This is a genomic window from Arthrobacter sp. 05L417, from assembly GCF_056397865.1.
On the sequence record NZ_JBFTOG010000023.1, the window covers coordinates 62510 to 78687 of the forward strand.

The window sequence follows — 16178 nt, forward strand, 5'->3', positions numbered from 1 at the left end:
AAACGCCGTGTTTTCGGGTGCCCCGCTCCGGCTTTGAGCGTTCTAGCCTTCGAGCGGGCCAAGCCACGCGTTGGCTATGGTGTTGTGCGCAGACTCGTCATTGGAGGGATGGAAGATCCCTGCCAGCACATCGCGATACAGCCGCTCAAGTTCCGAGCCACGGAAATAGCTGGAGCCTCCGGAAACCCGGATGGCCACATCCACCATGCTCCGGGCGTTCTCCGTGGCCCGCACCTTGAGGCCCACGAACCTAGGAAACCACTGCGTCCCGTGATCGACCAGGGCATCCACGTCACGGGCCACTGACGCCAGCTGCGGCTGGATGGAATCCATGGCCATGGCGGCGTCGGCGATCTTCCAGCGGATGTCCGGGTCTTGCGAGAAGCTTCGGCCGCCGTATTTGGCCGAGGTACGGCGCTTGGCGGCCTCGACCGCCAGGGTGAACGCGCGCTCCGCAATGCCCGTGTAGACGGCGGCGAGCAGCGTTTCGAAGCACGCGAAGATCGCAAAGATCAACGGATCCTGATTGGGTCCCACGGGCAGTTTCCGGAAGATCCGTTCCGCCTGCACCAGAGCGCCATGGAGGAGCGTGGTGTTCGATTGGCTGGCCCGCATGCCCAGGGTGTCCCAGTCACCCAGCGTCTCGTGGCCCGGGGCGTCGCGTTGGATGAAGCCGAAAACCAGCTCTCCGCTCCCCTCCCGCGCTCCGCTGTCCTTGCCGAAGATCCCGAGGCGGGTCCACGCCGGCGACAGGCTCGTGAAAATCTTCCGTCCGGTGAAGCTGTACCCGCCGCCTGGCTGCGGTTCCGCCGTAGTCCCTGAATCAAAGAGCATGGAGTCATTCCCCGGCTCGGAAATCCCGAACGCAAAGACCTCGCCCTGTCCGGCCTCCTTGAGGACAAAGTCAAGGGAGTCGTCGCCGCGGGCCGCCAGGACGTGCGCGACACCGGTCCAGACAAGGTGCATGTTGACAGCCAACGCTGTGGCCGGGGCGGCCGTCGCGAGCCGGCGCTGAAGCGCCGCCGCGGCTTCGAGTCCGAGCCCCAGTCCGCCGTCGGACTCCGGGACGAAGATCTTCAGGTAACCCGCCGCAGCGAGCTCCTCAAGGTCTTCGTGGAAGAACGAGTTGTTCCGGTCATAGCCCGCGGCGCGGCCCCGGATGCGGCGGAGCAGCTCGTCCGGAAGGATCTCCTCGGGAGTCACAGCGTTCTCCCTAGTAGTTGCTGAGCAGGGTGTTGAGCACCCTGGATCCGAACTTGAGCGAATCGGCAGGAACGCGTTCGTCAACGCCGTGGAACATGCCGGTGAAGTCGAGTTCCTCCGGGAGCATCAACGGGGCGAATCCGTAGCCTGTGATGCCGATCTTGCTGAGCGACTTGTTGTCGGTGCCGCCGGACAAGGTGTAGGGCAGCACCTTGGCGCCGGGGTCTTCCGAGTGCAAGGCATCGATCATGGCGTCTACGAGATTGCCGGCGAACGGCACTTCCAGGGACACGTCCTTGTTGACGTAGCTGACGTCCACGCCATCTCCGGCAAGTTGTTTGATGGTTTCGAAGACCATCTCCTGCTGGCCTGGCAGCGTGCGGCAGTCCACCAGCGCTTCCGCCGATTCGGGGATGACGTTGTGCTTGTATCCGGAGCTGAGCAACGTGGGGTTTGAGGTGTTCTGGAGGGTTGCCCCCACGAAACGCGCTACGGTGCCGAGTTCCTTCAGCAGGGTCTCGGGATTGTCCGGATCGAACTCGACGCCGGTCAATTCCGTCACGCCGTCGAGGAACTGCCGGGTGGTGGGGGTCAGCTCAATCGGCCAGGGGTATTCGCCGATCCTGGTGACTGCCCCGGCCAGGCGGGTAATCGCGTTGTCCGTGTTGATTTGCGAACCGTGCCCGGCACGGCCGTGGGCCACGAGGCGCAGCCAGGAAAGGCCCTTCTCCGCAGTCTGGAGCAGGTAGGTGCGCTTGCCTCCGATGGTGGCCGAGAAGCCGCCTACTTCGGAGATCGCTTCCGTAGCGCCGTCGAAGAGTTCCCTGCGGTGCTCGACGGCGTAGCGCGCGCCGTAGTTGCCCCCGGCTTCCTCGTCGGCGAAGAACGCGAAGATGATGTCGCGCTTCGGCTTGCGTCCCGTGCGGGCGAAGTCACGCATGACCGAGAGAATCATGGCGTCCATGTCCTTCATGTCCACGGCACCGCGTCCCCAGATGAGTCCATCCTTGAGTTCGCCGCTGAAGGGATCCACGGACCACTGGTCCTTGAGCGCCGGAACGACGTCGAGGTGGCCATGCACCACGAGGGCGCCGGCCGAGGGGTCCTCCCCCGCCATGCGCGTGACCACATTGGCCCGGCCCGGAGCCGACTCAAAGATTTCAGCGTCCAATCCCACTTCACTAATAAGCGCCGCCGTGTATTCCGCTGCGGCGCGTTCCCCGGGACCCGAATCGTCACCGAAGTTCGAGGTGTCTATGCGGATGAGTTCCTGGCAGATCCGGACTACTTCGTCCTCGGGTCGGATATCAGTCATGGAACTCTCCTTGCTGGCTGGGATGGACGTACTCCGGCGGGAAGGCAGATGGTGCGGACGCTCCCGCGCGCTTCCCTCAGCCTACCCACCGCACGCTTGTTTGGCCGCGTGCTTTCCCGCGTTTTGGCGCGGATTGGCAGGGCCCAATTGCCGTTGCCGGCCCCCTCTCCAGCTCCGGTTTTTTTATTTCCCGGAAATCGTGTTAGAGTTTTTCTCGCTGCTTCGGAGGAAAGAGAAGCGCCGAGAGGCGCAGAACGAAGGCTCCGAACACCACCTGCGCGGGTGGCGGAATGGCAGACGCGCTAGCTTGAGGTGCTAGTCCTCGAAAGGGGGTGGGGGTTCAAGTCCCCCTCCGCGCACAAATGCAAGGCCTGGAATTCTGAGAATTCCAGGCCTTGTTTGTTTAAACTGAATTTGCCTTTTCGGACGCTAATGCGGCGTTCATCACATTTATTAAATTGCATTACCGACAATTCACTCACGGCAGTGGACCGGACTCCGGACTTGGCTCTGAATCTGGCTCCGCCAGGGACGACGACGGCGGCCGCCCGCGTGGGTGACCGCCGTCGTCGTAGCTGTTCCTGGACCCCGAACCTTGAACTCCGAAACCGGTGCCCTACAAGGCCGTCACGGATCCGCTGAAGTGCCTCCTGCCGCTTCGCGGGTTCCAGGCGACATAGTCGGAACGTTCCCACGAGCCTGATGCGGAGTGGACCGTGCCGATTTCCAGGGCCACCCGTGCCGGGAGGAACACCGGCGCCTCGAAAATCACGTCCCACCGGAACGCTTCCGACTTCACCGAGCCAACGTCGGCCAGGGCCCGGGATGCAAGGTACATGCCGTGCGCGATTGACCGCGGCAGGCCCAGCGCCTTGGCCGAGAGGAGGCTCAAGTGGATCGGATTGAAGTCCCCGGAGACGGCGGCATACATGCGGCCGGTGTCCACGCCGAGCTGCCAGACGGCGGTTGGCGCGGGCGCCGCGAATTCCGTCGGAGCGGCGGCCGCGCCGGCCTTGTCGACTCCCGGCAGGAAGACCCCCTTGGCCAAATACGTCGAGACGCCCCGCCAAAGCAGGGCCCCGTCGTTGCTTGACCGGACTTCGGCAACGACGTCCAGTTGGGTTCCCGCCCTGTGGCCGCGCATGTCCTCTGCCCAGGACCGGACATCGAGCGGTTCACTGAACTGAACTGCCCGCAATTGCTCCACATGGTTCTTCAAATGGATCATCCCCAGCAGCGGAAGGGGGAAGTCGTCCCGGTTCAGCACGCTCATGGCAACCGGGAACGCGAGGGCATGGATGAAGCCCGCCGGCAGTACGTCACTCGCAGTCTCGCCGATCAGGTGCTGGTAGGCGGTGAGGTTCGCGACGTCGGCCCGCACCCCGCGGACCTCGTGGCTCCCGGGGGGCAGCGCAGTGGCCGCTTGGAACCCCAGCACCCTCCTCCGTGCGGCCGTTGCCGCCGCATTCACATAAAGCTTCGAGAGGGACGGCAGGTCCCCCAGGATGAGTGGTTGTTCCGTGGTCATGCACCCACCAGGTTCTGTCCACAGACCCTGAGCACTTCTCCCGTGATTCCAGCGGCCGCATCCGATGCCAGGAACGCAATTGCCTCTGCCACGTCCCCCGGCAGGCCGCCCTGCTGCAGCGAATTCAGCCTGCGGGCCACTTCCCGCGTGGCGAACGGGATACGGGCGGTCATGTCGGTCTCGATGAAGCCGGGCGCGACGGCGTTGATGGAGCCGCCGCGTTCTGCCAGCAAGGGCGCCGTGGCCCTGACCATGCCGATCACTCCCCCTTTGGAAGCAGCGTAGTTGGTCTGCCCGCGATTGCCGGCGATGCCGCTGGTGGAGGCCACCGACACGATCCGCGGGGTTTTGTGGAGCTGGTCCGAGCCCAGGAGTGCTTCGTTGATCCTCAATTGCGAGGCGATGTTCACGCCGATGACGGAATTCCAGCGGCCCTCATCCATGTTGGCCAGGAGCTTGTCCCGGGTAATGCCGGCATTATGGACGACGATATCGAGCCCGCCATGGCGTTCCACGGCGTGGTCGATGATCCGCCTCCCGGCGTCCTCAGCCGTGATGTCCAATTGCAGGGCAGTTCCATGGACCTCGTTGGCGACGGCGGCGAGGTGGTCCCCCGCCGCGGGAATATCCACCACCACGAGCCGCGCACCGTCCCGGTGCAGGGTCCTCGCGATCGCCGCGCCGATGCCACGGGCGGCGCCGGTGACGACGGCGACCTTCCCGGCCAAGGGCTTGTCGGCGTCGGCGGCAAGCTCGCCGGAGCCCGACGTGACAGTCAGGAACTGGCCATCCACGAACGCGGACCGTCCTGACAGGAAAAAGCGCAGCGCACCCAGGGTGCTGGGGCTCGTGGTACCGGCACCGTCCCCGAGGAGAATACCGTTGGCTGTGGCACCCGCCCGGAGTTCCTTGGCGAGCGAACGCAGCAGCCCGTCAACTCCTTGGCGACCGGCGGCAACAGCCGGGTTTGCCGCAGAAGCGGAGGTGCGGGAGATCGTGACGACCCTCGCGCCGGGGGCCAAATCGCGAAGCGACGGTGCCGCGGTGAGAACAGGTCCGACAAGCTCATCGGGGTGCTCGACGGCGTCGAGCACCAGGATGATCGCGCCCAGCTTTTCCTTGGGCAACGCGGCACGCCGAACGTCGAGGCCCCACCCCACGAGAACAGCAGCCAATTCGTCGGAGCCGGCGGTTCTGCCGTTGCCGTTCCCAAGCACAAGGACCGGACCCGGAACCAGCGGTTCTCCTGCTTTGTACCTTCGAAGCACGGCAGGTTGGGGCAGGCCGAGCTTTTTGGCCAGGTCCTTGCCGATCCCGTGGCTGACAAACTGTGTGTATTTGTCCGTCATGCCGGCTACCGCCCTTCCGGAGCGGAGTAGGCCTCGAGGATTGCGACGACGCCCTGCCCTCCGGCGGCGCAGATGGAGATGAGTCCGCGGGCCGGACGGCCGTCCACCGGGCCGTTGTCGTGGAGAATCTTCGCCAATGAGGCGACGATGCGTCCTCCGGTGGCAGCAAAGGGATGGCCGGCGGCGAGAGACGAGCCGTTGACGTTGAGCTTGGCACGGTCGATCTTGCCGAGGGCACCATCCAGTCCCAGCCGGGTGCGGCCGAATTCCTCGTCCTCCCACGCGGCGAGCGTGCTCAGGACGGTGCCCGCAAAGGCTTCGTGGATTTCGAAGAAGTCGATGTCTTCGAAGGACAGCCCGTTGCGGGCCAGGAGCCGCGGCACTGCAAAGACCGGGGCCATGAGGAGTCCGTCCTTCCCGTGGACGAAATCGACGGCGGCGGCCTCGCCGTCGACGACGAGGGCCAGCTTGGGCAGGCCCCGGGCGTCCGCCCATTCCTCAGTGCCGAGGAGCACCGTGGAGGCACCGTCCGTGAGCGGAGTGGAGTTGCCGGCCGTCATGGTGGCTTCCGCTCCCAGGCTCTTGCCGAAGACGGGCTTGAGGGTGGCCAACTTCTCCATTGATGTATCGGGCCGCAGGTTCGAATCACGGCTCAGCCCACGGTACGGAGTCACGAGGTCATCGAAGAAGCCACGTTCGTAGGCCGCGGCGAGGTTGTGGTGGCTATTGAACGCGATCTCGTCCTGCGCTTCGCGGCTGATCTTCCATTGGGCCGTAGTCAGGGCCTGGTGCTCTCCCATGGAGAGGCCTGTCCGTGGTTCCCCGGTGTTCGGAGCATCCGGCGCGAGGTCCTTGGGACGCAGCCGTGCGAGGACCTTGAGCCGATCGGGCAACGACTTGGCGCGATTGAGGTCGAGCAGGATTTCGCGGAGGCCCTCGCTGACTGCAATAGGGGCATCGGAGGCCGAGTCGACGCCGCCGGCGATAGCCGAGTCGATCTGGCCAAGCTTGATTTTGTTGGCGAGACCCAGGACGGTTTCAAGGCCGGTGGCGCATGCCTGCTGGAGATCGTAGGCAGGCGTCTCCGGCGAAAGGGCCGAGCCAAGCACCGCTTCGCGTGTCAGGTTGAAGTCGCGGGAGTGCTTCAGAACGGCTCCGGCGGCGACCTCACCGATCCGCTCCTCTTGAAGGCCGAAGCGTGCGATCAGCCCGTCCAGCGCAGCCGTCAGCATGTCCTGGTTCGATGATTTGGTGTAGGCGCCGCCGGTCCGGGCAAAGGGAATCCTGTTCCCGCCAACCACCACGGCCCTGCGGAGTGTGCCCGGGGCTACGGGGGATTCGTGTGGTGCGTTCGCGGAATGTGCTGCTGCAGGCATGCGTTGCTCCTTATGATCACATCGGGTTACTGATACCCAGCGTACCTGATACGCTGAGTATCGTGAACATCCCCAGCCCTGGACTTCCTGCCGACCACGACGCCGGGACTCCGCCCCCCGCGGACGGCGACTCTCCCGCCGTCGACGGCCGTGCCGCCCGCTGGCAGGTCCACCGCGAAGAACGCCGGCGGGATCTCATCAAGGCCGCCCGCAAAGCCGTCCATGCGCTGGGCAGCGACGCCTCCATGGAGGACATCGCGACCGCGGCCAGTACCTCCAAGTCGGTGTACTACCGGTATTTCGGGGACAAAGCCGGCTTGCAGCAGGCAATGGGCGAAGTAGTGCTCGGACAAATGCAGCGGCGAATGAAGGAAGCGGCGGAAAGCGCGCAGACTCCCCGCGAAGGCCTGTTCGCCATGGTTTCCGCGTACCTGCAAATGGCGGAGTCCAGCCCCGCCGTCTACGCGTTCATCACGCGGCTCTCGCAAGGGGAACCCTCGGCGCAAGACGCCATCGCCGCCTCAGGAGCCCTTGGCCACTTCTTCGAGTCGATCAGCGCCATGATCGCCCGCCCCATGCGGGAACACCTGGGCGCGGAAAAGGAAGCACTGATCGACTACTGGCCCACTGCCGCCATCGGGCTGGTCCGCAACGCCGGCGAAAGGTGGCTCGGAAGTCCCGCCTCCCCCGCGAAGCCCGACCAGGAAACCATGGCGGCCCAGATCACCGATTGGCTGTGCGTGGGTATCGCCCCGGAACTCAAGATCAACTCCCCTGAATATCAGCAATGACTCCACGTTGTTCGGAACCAAAGAAGGAATCACCATGACTGAAGTAGTGGACCGCACCTCCTCCAGCAACCGGGCGGCCGCGGGAACGGCTGCAACCACACAGCCTGCTGTGCCAGCCCCCACGGTGGACGTAGCGGCTCTTGGCGAACTGCTGCTCGGCAAATGGGCCCACATCCGGCACACGGCACGTGACCTCGCGGGCCGCCCCGAGGTACACAAGATCGAGGGCTTGACGCATACCGAGCACCGCAAGCGCGTGTTCGGGCAGCTGAAGTACCTCGTGGACAACAACGCCGTGCACCGGGCTTTCCCCGCCAGCCTGGGCGGTTCGGATGACCACGGCGGCAACATCGCCGGCTTCGAGGAACTCGTCACTGCCGATCCTTCACTTCAGATCAAGGCCGGTGTGCAATGGGGTCTCTTCGGTTCAGCGGTGATGCACCTCGGCACGGAGGAGCACCAGAACAAATGGCTTCCCGGAATCATGAGCCTGGAGATCCCCGGCTGCTTCGCCATGACCGAAACCGGGCACGGCTCCGATGTTGCGAGCATTGCCACCACGGCCACCTATGATGAGGCCGCCCAGGAGTTCGTCATCAACACTCCGTTCCGTGCTGCGTGGAAGGACTACATCGGCAACGCAGCCGATGACGGCCTGGCCGCCGTCGTGTTCGCCCAACTGGTGACCCGCAACGTGAACCATGGCGTCCACGCGTTTTTTGTCGAGCTGAGGGATCCGGACACCAAAGAGTTCCTGCCCGGAATCGGCGGCGAGGACGACGGCATCAAGGGCGGGCTCAACGGCATCGACAACGGCCGCCTGCACTTCACCGATGTCCGTGTCCCGCGCACCAACCTGCTCAACCGCTACGGCAACGTTTCCCCGGATGGCGAGTACACCTCGCCGATCGCCAGCCCTGGACGGCGCTTCTTCACGATGCTCGGCACCTTGGTGCAGGGCCGCGTCTCCCTCGACGGCGCGGCGGTCGCCGCCAGCAAGGTGGCCTTGACGACCGCCATCCGCTACGCCGCCGAACGGCGCCAGTTCAACGCGTCATCCCCAACCGACGAGGAAGTCCTGCTGGACTACCAGCGCCACCAGCGCCGCTTGTTCACCCGGCTTGCCACTACCTTTGCGGCGAGCTTCGCACACGAGCAACTGCTCGAAAAGTTCGACGACGTCTTCTCCGGCCTGCACGACACCGACGCCGACCGCCAGGACCTCGAGACCCTCGCCGCGGCCCTCAAGCCCATGAGCACCTGGCACGCCCTTGACACGCTGCAAGAGTGCCGCGAGGCCTGCGGCGGCGCAGGATTCCTCATCGAGAACCGTTTCGCCTCCCTCCGTGCGGACCTTGACGTCTACGCCACGTTCGAAGGTGACAACACTGTGCTTCTGCAGCTCGTCGCAAAGCGCCTCCTGGCCGACTACGCGAAGGAATTCCGCAACGTCGACTTTGGCGTGCTCGCCCGCTTCGTGGCTGCCCAGGCCGCCGATGTCGCCATCAACCGGACCGGCCTGCGGCAAGTGGCGCAGTTCGTGGCGGACACGGGATCAGTCCAGAAGGCCGCGTTGGCCCTGCGGGACGAAGAAGGCCAACGCACGCTCCTGACGGACCGGGTGCAGTCCATGGTGGCGGAGGTGGGTTCTGCGCTCAAGGGTGCGAACAAGCTTCCGCAGCATCAGGGCGCCGCACTTTTCAACCAGCATCAGGACGATTTGATTGAAGCCGCGCAGGCCCACGCCGAACTCCTGCAATGGGAAGCGTTCACGGAAGCGCTCGGCAAGGTCGGCGATCCTGGCACCTTGCGGGTGCTGACATGGCTGCGCGACCTGTTTGGCCTGTCGCTTATCGAGAAGCACTTGTCCTGGTACCTCATGAACGGCCGCCTCTCCATGCAGCGGGGACGCACCGTGGGGGCATACATCAACAGGCTGCTCGTCAAGATCCGTCCCCACGCGCTGGACCTGGTTGATTCCTTCGGATACGGTCCGGAGCACTTGCGGGCGGCCATCGCCTCCGGGGCTGAGAAGGAACGCCAGGACGAAGCCCGCGGCTACTTCCGGGAGCACCGGGCAAGCGGCGAGGCACCCGTCGAGGAGAAGAGCCTCCTCGCCTTGAAGGGAAGGAAATCCAGCTAGCATCCTGCCGTGACCGGCCGGTGAACATCTGCCGAATCCTTTAACGACGACGGCGCCGCACCCCCGCTGAGGGGTGAGGCGCCGTCGTCGTTCTTTCCCAACTCACTCGCAGTTGTTGTCGTTATGAGCCCTCAAAACGACACTTACTGCTAGCTAGTTGGGCTCGTTGGTTAGTGGGTCAGGGGGCGAGGACAGAGCGATAGACCTCAAGGGTTGTTTGGGTGATCGATTCCCAGGAAAAATGCTCCTCCGCCCGGACGCGGCCCGCGGCACCCATGACCTTGGCCCGCGCAGGATCAGACACAACCTCATTGAGGGCAGCGGCGAAATCTGCGACGAACTTTTCGGGATCCAGCGGCGTGCCTGTGCCGTCCGTGACCTGCTCCAGTTCAACCAGCAGTCCCGTTTCACCGTGCTGAACCACTTCGGGGATACCGCCCGTCGCACTTGCCACCACGGCCGCGCCACATGCCATGGCCTCGAGGTTGACGATGCCGAGGGGCTCGTAGATCGACGGGCAGGCGAACGCCGTGGCATGGCTGAGGACCTGGATGAGCTCATGCCGCGGAAGCATGCGTTCGATGACCAGGACCCCTTCGCGTTTGCTTTGCAAGTCCTCGATGAGCCGGGCGGTTTCCGCCGCGAGTTCCGGAGTGTCCGCTGCGCCGAGGCAAAGCACCAGCTGCACATCTTCCGGGAGGCTGGCCGCAGCCTTCAGGAGGTACGGCACACCCTTCTGGCGGGTGTTGCGCCCAACGAAGACCACGCTGGGCTTGGCGGGGTCGATGCCGAGCGCGCGGATTGCGTCTTCGCCCTCGTCCGGCTGCCACATGTCGACGTCGATGCCGTTGTGGACCACCCGCACCTTGGCGGGATCCACGTTCGGATAGCTGCGCAGGATGTCCTTCCGCATGCCGTCCGAGACAGCAATGATGGCCGCGGCGGCCTCATAGGCGGTCTTTTCAACCCACGAGGACAAGGCATAGCCGCCGCCCAGCTGTTCCGCTTTCCATGGCCGCAAAGGTTCCAGGCTATGGGCGCTGAGTACATGGGGGACCCCATGCAACAGCGACGCCAAGTGGCCGGCCATGTTGGCGTACCAGGTATGGGAATGGACCAGGTCCGCTCCGGCGATGTCCGGCACGATGCGCAAATCCACGCCGAGGGTCTGGACGGCGGCATTGGCCGAGCCCAGATCATCCGGTGTGGAATACGACGTCACCGTTGCCCCGTGGAAGTCCGCATCACGGGGCGCGCCGAAGGCGCGCACCTGCAGATCCACGTGCTTCGCCAAGACGCGGCTGAGCTCGGCAACATGCACACCGGCCCCGCCATAGATTTCGGGTGGAAACTCTTTAGTCACAATGTCTACGCGCACGCTACCTAACGTAGTCCTTCCCGAGTATGTGTTCTAGTGTGAAAGGGTCCGGCAACCCGGGCTTTTTTCGGGGGCTACAAAGACGTACAGGGAGAGCAAAAACCATGGCGTTGAAGAAAGTATTGTCAATTGTGTTGGCTGGCGGCGAAGGAAACCGTCTTATGCCATTGACGGCAGACAGGGCAAAACCTGCTGTGCCGTTTGCGGGGGGGTATCGATTGATCGATTTCGCTCTCTCGAATCTGGTCAATTCCGGGTACCTCCAGATCGTGGTGTTGACCCAGTACAAGTCGCACAGTCTTGACCGCCACATCTCCGAGACCTGGCGGATGTCCACCCAGCTGGGCAGATATGTGGCCTCGGTTCCCGCCCAGCAGCGCGTGGGCAAGAGCTGGTTCCTCGGCAGCGCGAACGCCATTTACCAGTCCCTGAACCTGATTCACGACGCCAACCCCGACATTGTCGTGGTCGTCGGAGCGGACCACGTTTACCGCATGGACTTCCAGCAAATGGTCCAACAGCACGTGGCCAGTGGGGCCAAGGCCACGGTCGCTGCCGTCCGCCAGCCGCTGAACATGGCCAACCAGTTCGGCGTGATCGAGGTCGACAAAAACGATCCCCAGAAGATTTCCGCGTTCGTGGAAAAGCCCGCCGAAACGGAAGGCCTCGCCGCCGATCCCACGCAGTTCCTTGCCTCCATGGGCAACTACGTCTTCGACGCCGACGCGTTGGTGGAAGCACTTCGCATCGATGCGGAGCGCCTGGACACCAAGCACGACATGGGCGGCGACATCATCCCTTATTTCGTGTCCCAGGGCGAGGCCGGCGTCTACGACTTCACGCTCAACGACATTCCCGGATCAACCGACCGCGACCGCACCTACTGGCGCGACGTAGGAACCATCGATTCGTTCTATGACGCCCACATGGACCTGATTTCCCCGGTCCCCGTGTTCAACCTGTACAACTCGGAATGGCCCATCTACACGCGGCAGAGCATTTCACCGCCGGCCAAGTTCGTCCGGGGCGACAACAACACGGTCGGCACCGCTTTGGACTCCATCGTGGCCAGTGGCTCGGTGATCTCCGGAGGAATCGTGGAAGGGTCCGTCCTCTCCAACGACGTCTACGTTGGACCGGCCACCAGGATCCAGGACTCGGTGCTGATGGACAAGGTGCGCATCGGTGAAGGCGCTGTCGTCAAGCGGGCCATCATCGACAAGAACGTGAAAGTCCCTGCCGGGGCCGCCATTGGCTTGGATGCCGACCTGGACCGCGCCCGTGGCTTCAAAGTCACCGAATCCGGAATCACCGTACTCGCCAAGGGGCAAGTGGTACCCGAGCCTGATGCGTCCGAGCTCGCCCTGGCTGCCGAGCACCGCCGCACGGTGCCGGAGGCGATCAAGGCTGCCACGGAGAAGTTCCCCGACATCAGGGACTCCGCGGAGCAGGTCACGAAAATCCAGGCTGACTCGGTAGAGGTCTGACCCGGAACCCGGAACCAGGACAGCCCCCGGCCTCCCAGGCGACAGCAGGCCTCCAGCCTCTGTCGTCTGGGAGGCTTTGCTGTGCCCGACCCTGTAAAATTGACCCAATGAGCCCCGCCGATTTGACCCCTGAAGAGATCCAGGCCTGCCTCAAGGTCTTGAACACCATCCACGCCTACGACGAGGAGCACCCGGACTACGTCGCCATCCGTCGTGCCACGGGAAAGATGTTCAAGGCCGTCAAGCGGCATCGCCGGGTCACCAAACGGGACGAAATCGCGGAAGCCGACCGCGCTGTCATCGCACTGACCGCCACCGCGGCCCCGGACAGGATCGACGACGAGACCCGCGGCAACAAGCTCGCCACCTCGGCCACCGGCGAAATCGCAGGCCATCTCATCCGGTCCCGGCCCTGCTACATCTGCAAGCAGCACTACACGCAAGTGGACGCGTTCTACCACCAGTTATGCCCGGAATGTGCGTCCTTCAGCCACAGTAAGCGCGATGCCCGCACGGACCTCAGCGGACGCCGTGCCCTCCTCACGGGCGGGCGTGCCAAGATCGGCATGTACATCGCCCTGCGACTGCTCCGCGATGGCGCACACACCACAATCACCACTCGCTTCCCCAAGGACGCGGCACGCCGCTTTGCCGCCATGGAAGACAGTGCGGACTGGTTGCACAGGCTCAGGATTGTGGGCATCGACCTCCGGGACCCCTCACAGGTCATGGCCCTCACCGATTCCCTCAACGAAGCCGGCCCGCTCGACATCATCATCAATAATGCCGCCCAAACCGTCCGGCGTTCGGGGAATGCCTACAAGCCGCTGGTGGATGCCGAGGACGAGCCGCTGCCGGAAGCCCTGCAGGCAGCCAACGGCGGCCCGGAACTGGTCACGTTCGGCCATGCCCACGACAAACACCCCTTGGCCATCACGCACAGCGTCACGGAACATCCCGTGCTCGCGGGAGATGCGATTACCTCGCTCGCGCTGTCCACGGGCTCCGCGTCGTTGGAGCGGATCGCGACGGGCACCGCGATCGACGCCGGCGGCCTGGTTCCCGACCTTGCGACCATCAACAGTTGGACCCAAGTAGTGGACGAGGTTGATCCGCTGGAGATGCTTGAAGTTCAACTCTGCAACGTCACCGCGCCGTTCCTCTTGGTCAGCCGGCTCCGTGGGGCCATGAAGCGCTCCACGGCACGCAGGAAGTACATCGTGAACGTCTCGGCCATGGAGGGCCAGTTCTCCCGCGCCTACAAGGGCCCCGGGCACCCGCATACCAACATGGCAAAGGCCGCGTTGAACATGATGACACGGACAAGCGCACAAGAGATGCTGGACAGCGACGGGATCCTGATGACAGCCGTCGACACCGGGTGGATCACCGATGAACGCCCGCACTACACCAAGGTCCGGCTCATGGAGGAAGGCTTCCACGCACCGCTCGACCTCGTGGACGGGGCGGCGCGTGTCTACGATCCCATCGTCATGGGCGAAAACGGCGAAGACCAGTACGGGGTCTTCCTGAAGGACTACAAGCCCTCCCCCTGGTAATCCAGGCGGAGGGCCGCAGTCCCTTCTAAGTCAGTCGCGTGATCTCGACTGTCACGGTGAGGCCTGAGCCGCCTCCGCCGGACAGGATGCCCTTCAAGGGAGGAACATCCCGGTAGTCCCGGCCCCGCGCCACAGTGACGTGGAGGTCTCCGGCAGGCTTGTGGTTGGTGGGATCCCAGCTGCGCCATTCGCCGTCCCACCATTCCAGCCACGCGTGGGATTGGCCTGCGACCGTCTCACCGATCTCGGCCGTGGGCCGCGGATGGATGTAACCGGACACGTACCGGGCTGGAATGCCGCAGCTTCGGAGCGAACCGATGGCCAAGTGGGCGAGGTCCTGGCAGACTCCCTGGCGCTGGTTCCAGGCTTCCTCTGCGTTGGTGGTGACGCCTGTAGTGCCTTTCACATAGCTCATTTCGCCGCGCATCCATTCGAAAACGGCCAGGGCTGTCTCGTGCGGGTTCTTGCCGGCCACGACGGCGGGAATGATTCCGAGGACTTCCTCCCCCGGACCGCTGAGCTGCGACTGCGGCAACCAGTCGCTGAACTGGTCCCGGATCTCGTCGGAAGCCATCACATCCCAGCCGACGATCTCGGCGTCTAGGGCTACCCGTTCCACCCGGTGGACCTCGACGGTGGTGGTGGCCACCACTTCGAGGCGCTCGTGCGGCATCTGCATATCGAAGGCGGTGACGCGGGTGCCCCAATAGTCACGGTAGGTGCTCACAGCAGCTTGCGACGGCGTGATCTTCAGTGAGGATTCAAGGACCACCTGTTGCGGATCGGTCAACGGCGTCATGCGTGCCTCGTTGTACGACAGAGTCACACGGCGGTTGTATTTGTAGGCCGTCTTGTGGACGATGCTCAGCCGGGTCATGAAACTTCTCCCACCCAGGCTAGTTCATCCGCCTGATTGAAGTACTTACGGGAAATCGCGTCGGAAGCCTGCGTGACGGCCTTCTGCACCCGGTCCATATGCTCGGGCAGCTCGGACATGAGATCGTCCGTGCGATGGAACTCAAGGAAGGTACGGGCCTGGCCGACGATCCGACGGGCGTCGTTGATGAAGCCCACCCTCTGCGCGGAGGGATCCAACTTGGCCAGGCACTCGTCAGCGTCGCGCAGGGCGAAGACGATGGAGCGCGGGAACAGACGGTCCAGCAGGAGGAACTCGGCAGCGTGTTGGTCCCCGAAGGCCGCACGGCGGGTCCGAAGGAACGACTCGTAGGCGCCCGCACAACGCAGCATGTTCACCCATGACATTCCCGCGGAAAGGACATCCCTGGTGGATAGCATCCGCGCGGTCATGTCGGCACGTTCGAGCGAGCGTCCGAGGACCAGGAAAAGCCAGCTTTCGTCGTGGCTCACCGTGGTGTCCGCGAGGCCCCTGACCATGGCTGTGCGTTCCAGGACCCAGTTGCAGAAGCGGTACGTGCCCACGACGTCCTTACGGTGCTGGTTCAGACCGTAGTACGTGGTGTTAAGGCTTTCCCATAATGAAGACGACACGGTCTCGCGTGCCCGCCTGGCATTCTCACGCGCAGCCCCGAGGGAACCGGCAATGGACGTGGCACTCGTCTTGTCATAGGCGAGGGCGTGAAGCAATTCCGGCAAGCCGAATTCCTCACTCTGCGGCCTGGCTCCCATGACAGCCAGAAGTTCCCTCGCTACGCTGCGTTGTTCCTCGAGCGGCAGGTGGTTCAGGCGTTCGAGGTGGACGTCCAGGATTCTGGCCGTGCCGTCGGCCCGCTCCACGTAACGGCCGATCCAGAAAAGGGATTCAGCAATACGGCTCAGCATGGGGCTGTGCCTCCTTCGGGTCCTGCGTTGTAACGATGGATGTATCCTGCTCCGGCACCACGGCGTGACGGATCACTGCTGCTGGTCCGATTGGCGGTCGCGCCAGTTGCTTTCGACGGGCCAGACCGAGACCTGTTCCCGGACCGTGATCGCGGACCGCGGCAGCTCGACGGCGGGCAGCCGCGGGGAGTCCGAGAGCACCCAGGTGTCCTTGGACCCGCCGCCCTGGGAGGAGTTCACGATCAGCGA

12 protein-coding genes, 1 tRNA gene and 1 pseudogene are annotated in these 16178 nt (G+C 64.1%); 5 read left to right on the forward strand and 9 right to left on the reverse strand.

The genetic code is table 11. The features are described from left to right. Positions 1–42: 42 nt before the first annotated feature. The gene (locus tag AC1DJW_RS16510) at positions 43–1203 is read right to left on the reverse strand and encodes an acyl-CoA dehydrogenase family protein (protein WP_459340511.1); all 1161 of its coding nucleotides are present in this window, start codon (positions 1201–1203) and stop codon (positions 43–45) included. A gap of 10 nt (positions 1204–1213) precedes the next feature. Next, the gene (locus tag AC1DJW_RS16515; protein ID WP_476901889.1) at positions 1214–2518 is read right to left on the reverse strand and encodes a M20/M25/M40 family metallo-hydrolase; all 1305 of its coding nucleotides are present in this window, start codon (positions 2516–2518) and stop codon (positions 1214–1216) included. A 276-nt stretch (positions 2519–2794) separates the two neighbouring features. Between AC1DJW_RS16515 and AC1DJW_RS16520 the strand changes: the two genes are divergently transcribed. Next, positions 2795–2877 (forward strand) — tRNA-Leu (locus AC1DJW_RS16520). A 257-nt stretch (positions 2878–3134) separates the two neighbouring features. Here AC1DJW_RS16520 and AC1DJW_RS16525 read toward each other — a convergent pair. Genes AC1DJW_RS16525 through AC1DJW_RS16535 form a run of 3 tightly spaced genes read right to left on the reverse strand, consistent with a single transcriptional unit; the run spans position 3135 to position 6771 of the window. After that, positions 3135–4046: a MaoC family dehydratase gene (locus tag AC1DJW_RS16525; protein ID WP_390277494.1), complete on the reverse strand. Its 912-nt coding sequence runs from the start codon at positions 4044–4046 to the stop codon at positions 3135–3137. Next, on the reverse strand, positions 4043–5395 hold the full coding sequence (locus tag AC1DJW_RS16530; RefSeq protein ID WP_390277496.1) for a 3-oxoacyl-ACP reductase: 1353 nt from the start codon (positions 5393–5395) through the stop codon (positions 4043–4045). The genes AC1DJW_RS16525 and AC1DJW_RS16530 overlap by 4 nt, the downstream gene beginning before the upstream one ends. A 5-nt stretch (positions 5396–5400) precedes the next feature. Continuing rightward, a complete protein-coding gene (locus AC1DJW_RS16535) occupies positions 5401–6771 on the reverse strand; it encodes an acetyl-CoA C-acetyltransferase (RefSeq protein ID WP_284755630.1) in 1371 nt (456 codons plus the stop codon). 68 nt (positions 6772–6839) lie between these two features. Here AC1DJW_RS16535 and AC1DJW_RS16540 point away from each other — a divergent pair, with 68 nt between their 5' ends. After that, the gene (locus AC1DJW_RS16540) at positions 6840–7562 is read left to right on the forward strand and encodes a TetR family transcriptional regulator (protein WP_390277933.1); all 723 of its coding nucleotides are present in this window, start codon (positions 6840–6842) and stop codon (positions 7560–7562) included. A gap of 34 nt (positions 7563–7596) precedes the next feature. Continuing rightward, positions 7597–9705 carry an acyl-CoA dehydrogenase family protein gene (locus AC1DJW_RS16545; protein ID WP_390277500.1) on the forward strand — a complete coding sequence of 703 codons (2109 nt, stop codon included), beginning with the start codon at positions 7597–7599 and terminating at the stop codon, positions 9703–9705. Between the two features lie 178 nt (positions 9706–9883). Here AC1DJW_RS16545 and glgA read toward each other — a convergent pair whose 3' ends face one another. Next, a complete protein-coding gene (glgA, locus tag AC1DJW_RS16550) occupies positions 9884–11083 on the reverse strand; it encodes a glycogen synthase (protein WP_476901890.1) in 1200 nt (399 codons plus the stop codon). A gap of 104 nt (positions 11084–11187) precedes the next feature. Here glgA and glgC point away from each other — a divergent pair, with 104 nt between their 5' ends. Both glgC and AC1DJW_RS16560 read left to right on the forward strand, forming a co-directional pair. Next, positions 11188–12570: a glucose-1-phosphate adenylyltransferase gene (glgC, locus tag AC1DJW_RS16555; RefSeq protein WP_284755635.1), complete on the forward strand. Its 1383-nt coding sequence runs from the start codon at positions 11188–11190 to the stop codon at positions 12568–12570. Positions 12571–12677: 107 nt separating this feature from the next. Further along, a complete protein-coding gene (locus AC1DJW_RS16560) occupies positions 12678–14129 on the forward strand; it encodes an SDR family oxidoreductase (RefSeq protein WP_284755637.1) in 1452 nt (483 codons plus the stop codon). A gap of 25 nt (positions 14130–14154) precedes the next feature. On the opposite strand, the gene AC1DJW_RS16565 is transcribed toward AC1DJW_RS16560, so the two are convergent. From AC1DJW_RS16565 to AC1DJW_RS16575, 3 genes and pseudogenes are all read right to left on the reverse strand, one after another. After that, on the reverse strand, positions 14155–15006 hold the full coding sequence (locus AC1DJW_RS16565; protein ID WP_476901891.1) for a transglutaminase family protein: 852 nt from the start codon (positions 15004–15006) through the stop codon (positions 14155–14157). After that, on the reverse strand, positions 15003–15929 hold the full coding sequence (locus AC1DJW_RS16570) for an alpha-E domain-containing protein (protein ID WP_078108851.1): 927 nt from the start codon (positions 15927–15929) through the stop codon (positions 15003–15005). Before AC1DJW_RS16570 ends, AC1DJW_RS16565 begins: the two co-directional genes overlap by 4 nt. 72 nt (positions 15930–16001) lie before the next feature. Beyond that, positions 16002–16178, reverse strand: a pseudogene (locus AC1DJW_RS16575) (circularly permuted type 2 ATP-grasp protein); the annotation flags it as partial.

Coding starts and splice junctions, on each gene's coding strand:
- AC1DJW_RS16515 (WP_476901889.1), bottom strand. CDS start 2,518: ATGACTGATATCCGACCCGAGGACGAAGTAGTCCGGATCTGCCAGGAA.
- AC1DJW_RS16525 (WP_390277494.1), bottom strand. CDS start 4,046: ATGACCACGGAACAACCACTCATCCTGGGGGACCTGCCGTCCCTCTCG.
- AC1DJW_RS16530 (WP_390277496.1), bottom strand. CDS start 5,395: ATGACGGACAAATACACACAGTTTGTCAGCCACGGGATCGGCAAGGAC.
- AC1DJW_RS16535 (WP_284755630.1), bottom strand. CDS start 6,771: ATGCCTGCAGCAGCACATTCCGCGAACGCACCACACGAATCCCCCGTA.
- AC1DJW_RS16545 (WP_390277500.1), top strand. CDS start 7,597: ATGACTGAAGTAGTGGACCGCACCTCCTCCAGCAACCGGGCGGCCGCG.
- glgC (WP_284755635.1), top strand. CDS start 11,188: ATGGCGTTGAAGAAAGTATTGTCAATTGTGTTGGCTGGCGGCGAAGGA.
- AC1DJW_RS16560 (WP_284755637.1), top strand. CDS start 12,678: ATGAGCCCCGCCGATTTGACCCCTGAAGAGATCCAGGCCTGCCTCAAG.
- AC1DJW_RS16565 (WP_476901891.1), bottom strand. CDS start 15,006: ATGACCCGGCTGAGCATCGTCCACAAGACGGCCTACAAATACAACCGC.
- AC1DJW_RS16570 (WP_078108851.1), bottom strand. CDS start 15,929: ATGCTGAGCCGTATTGCTGAATCCCTTTTCTGGATCGGCCGTTACGTG.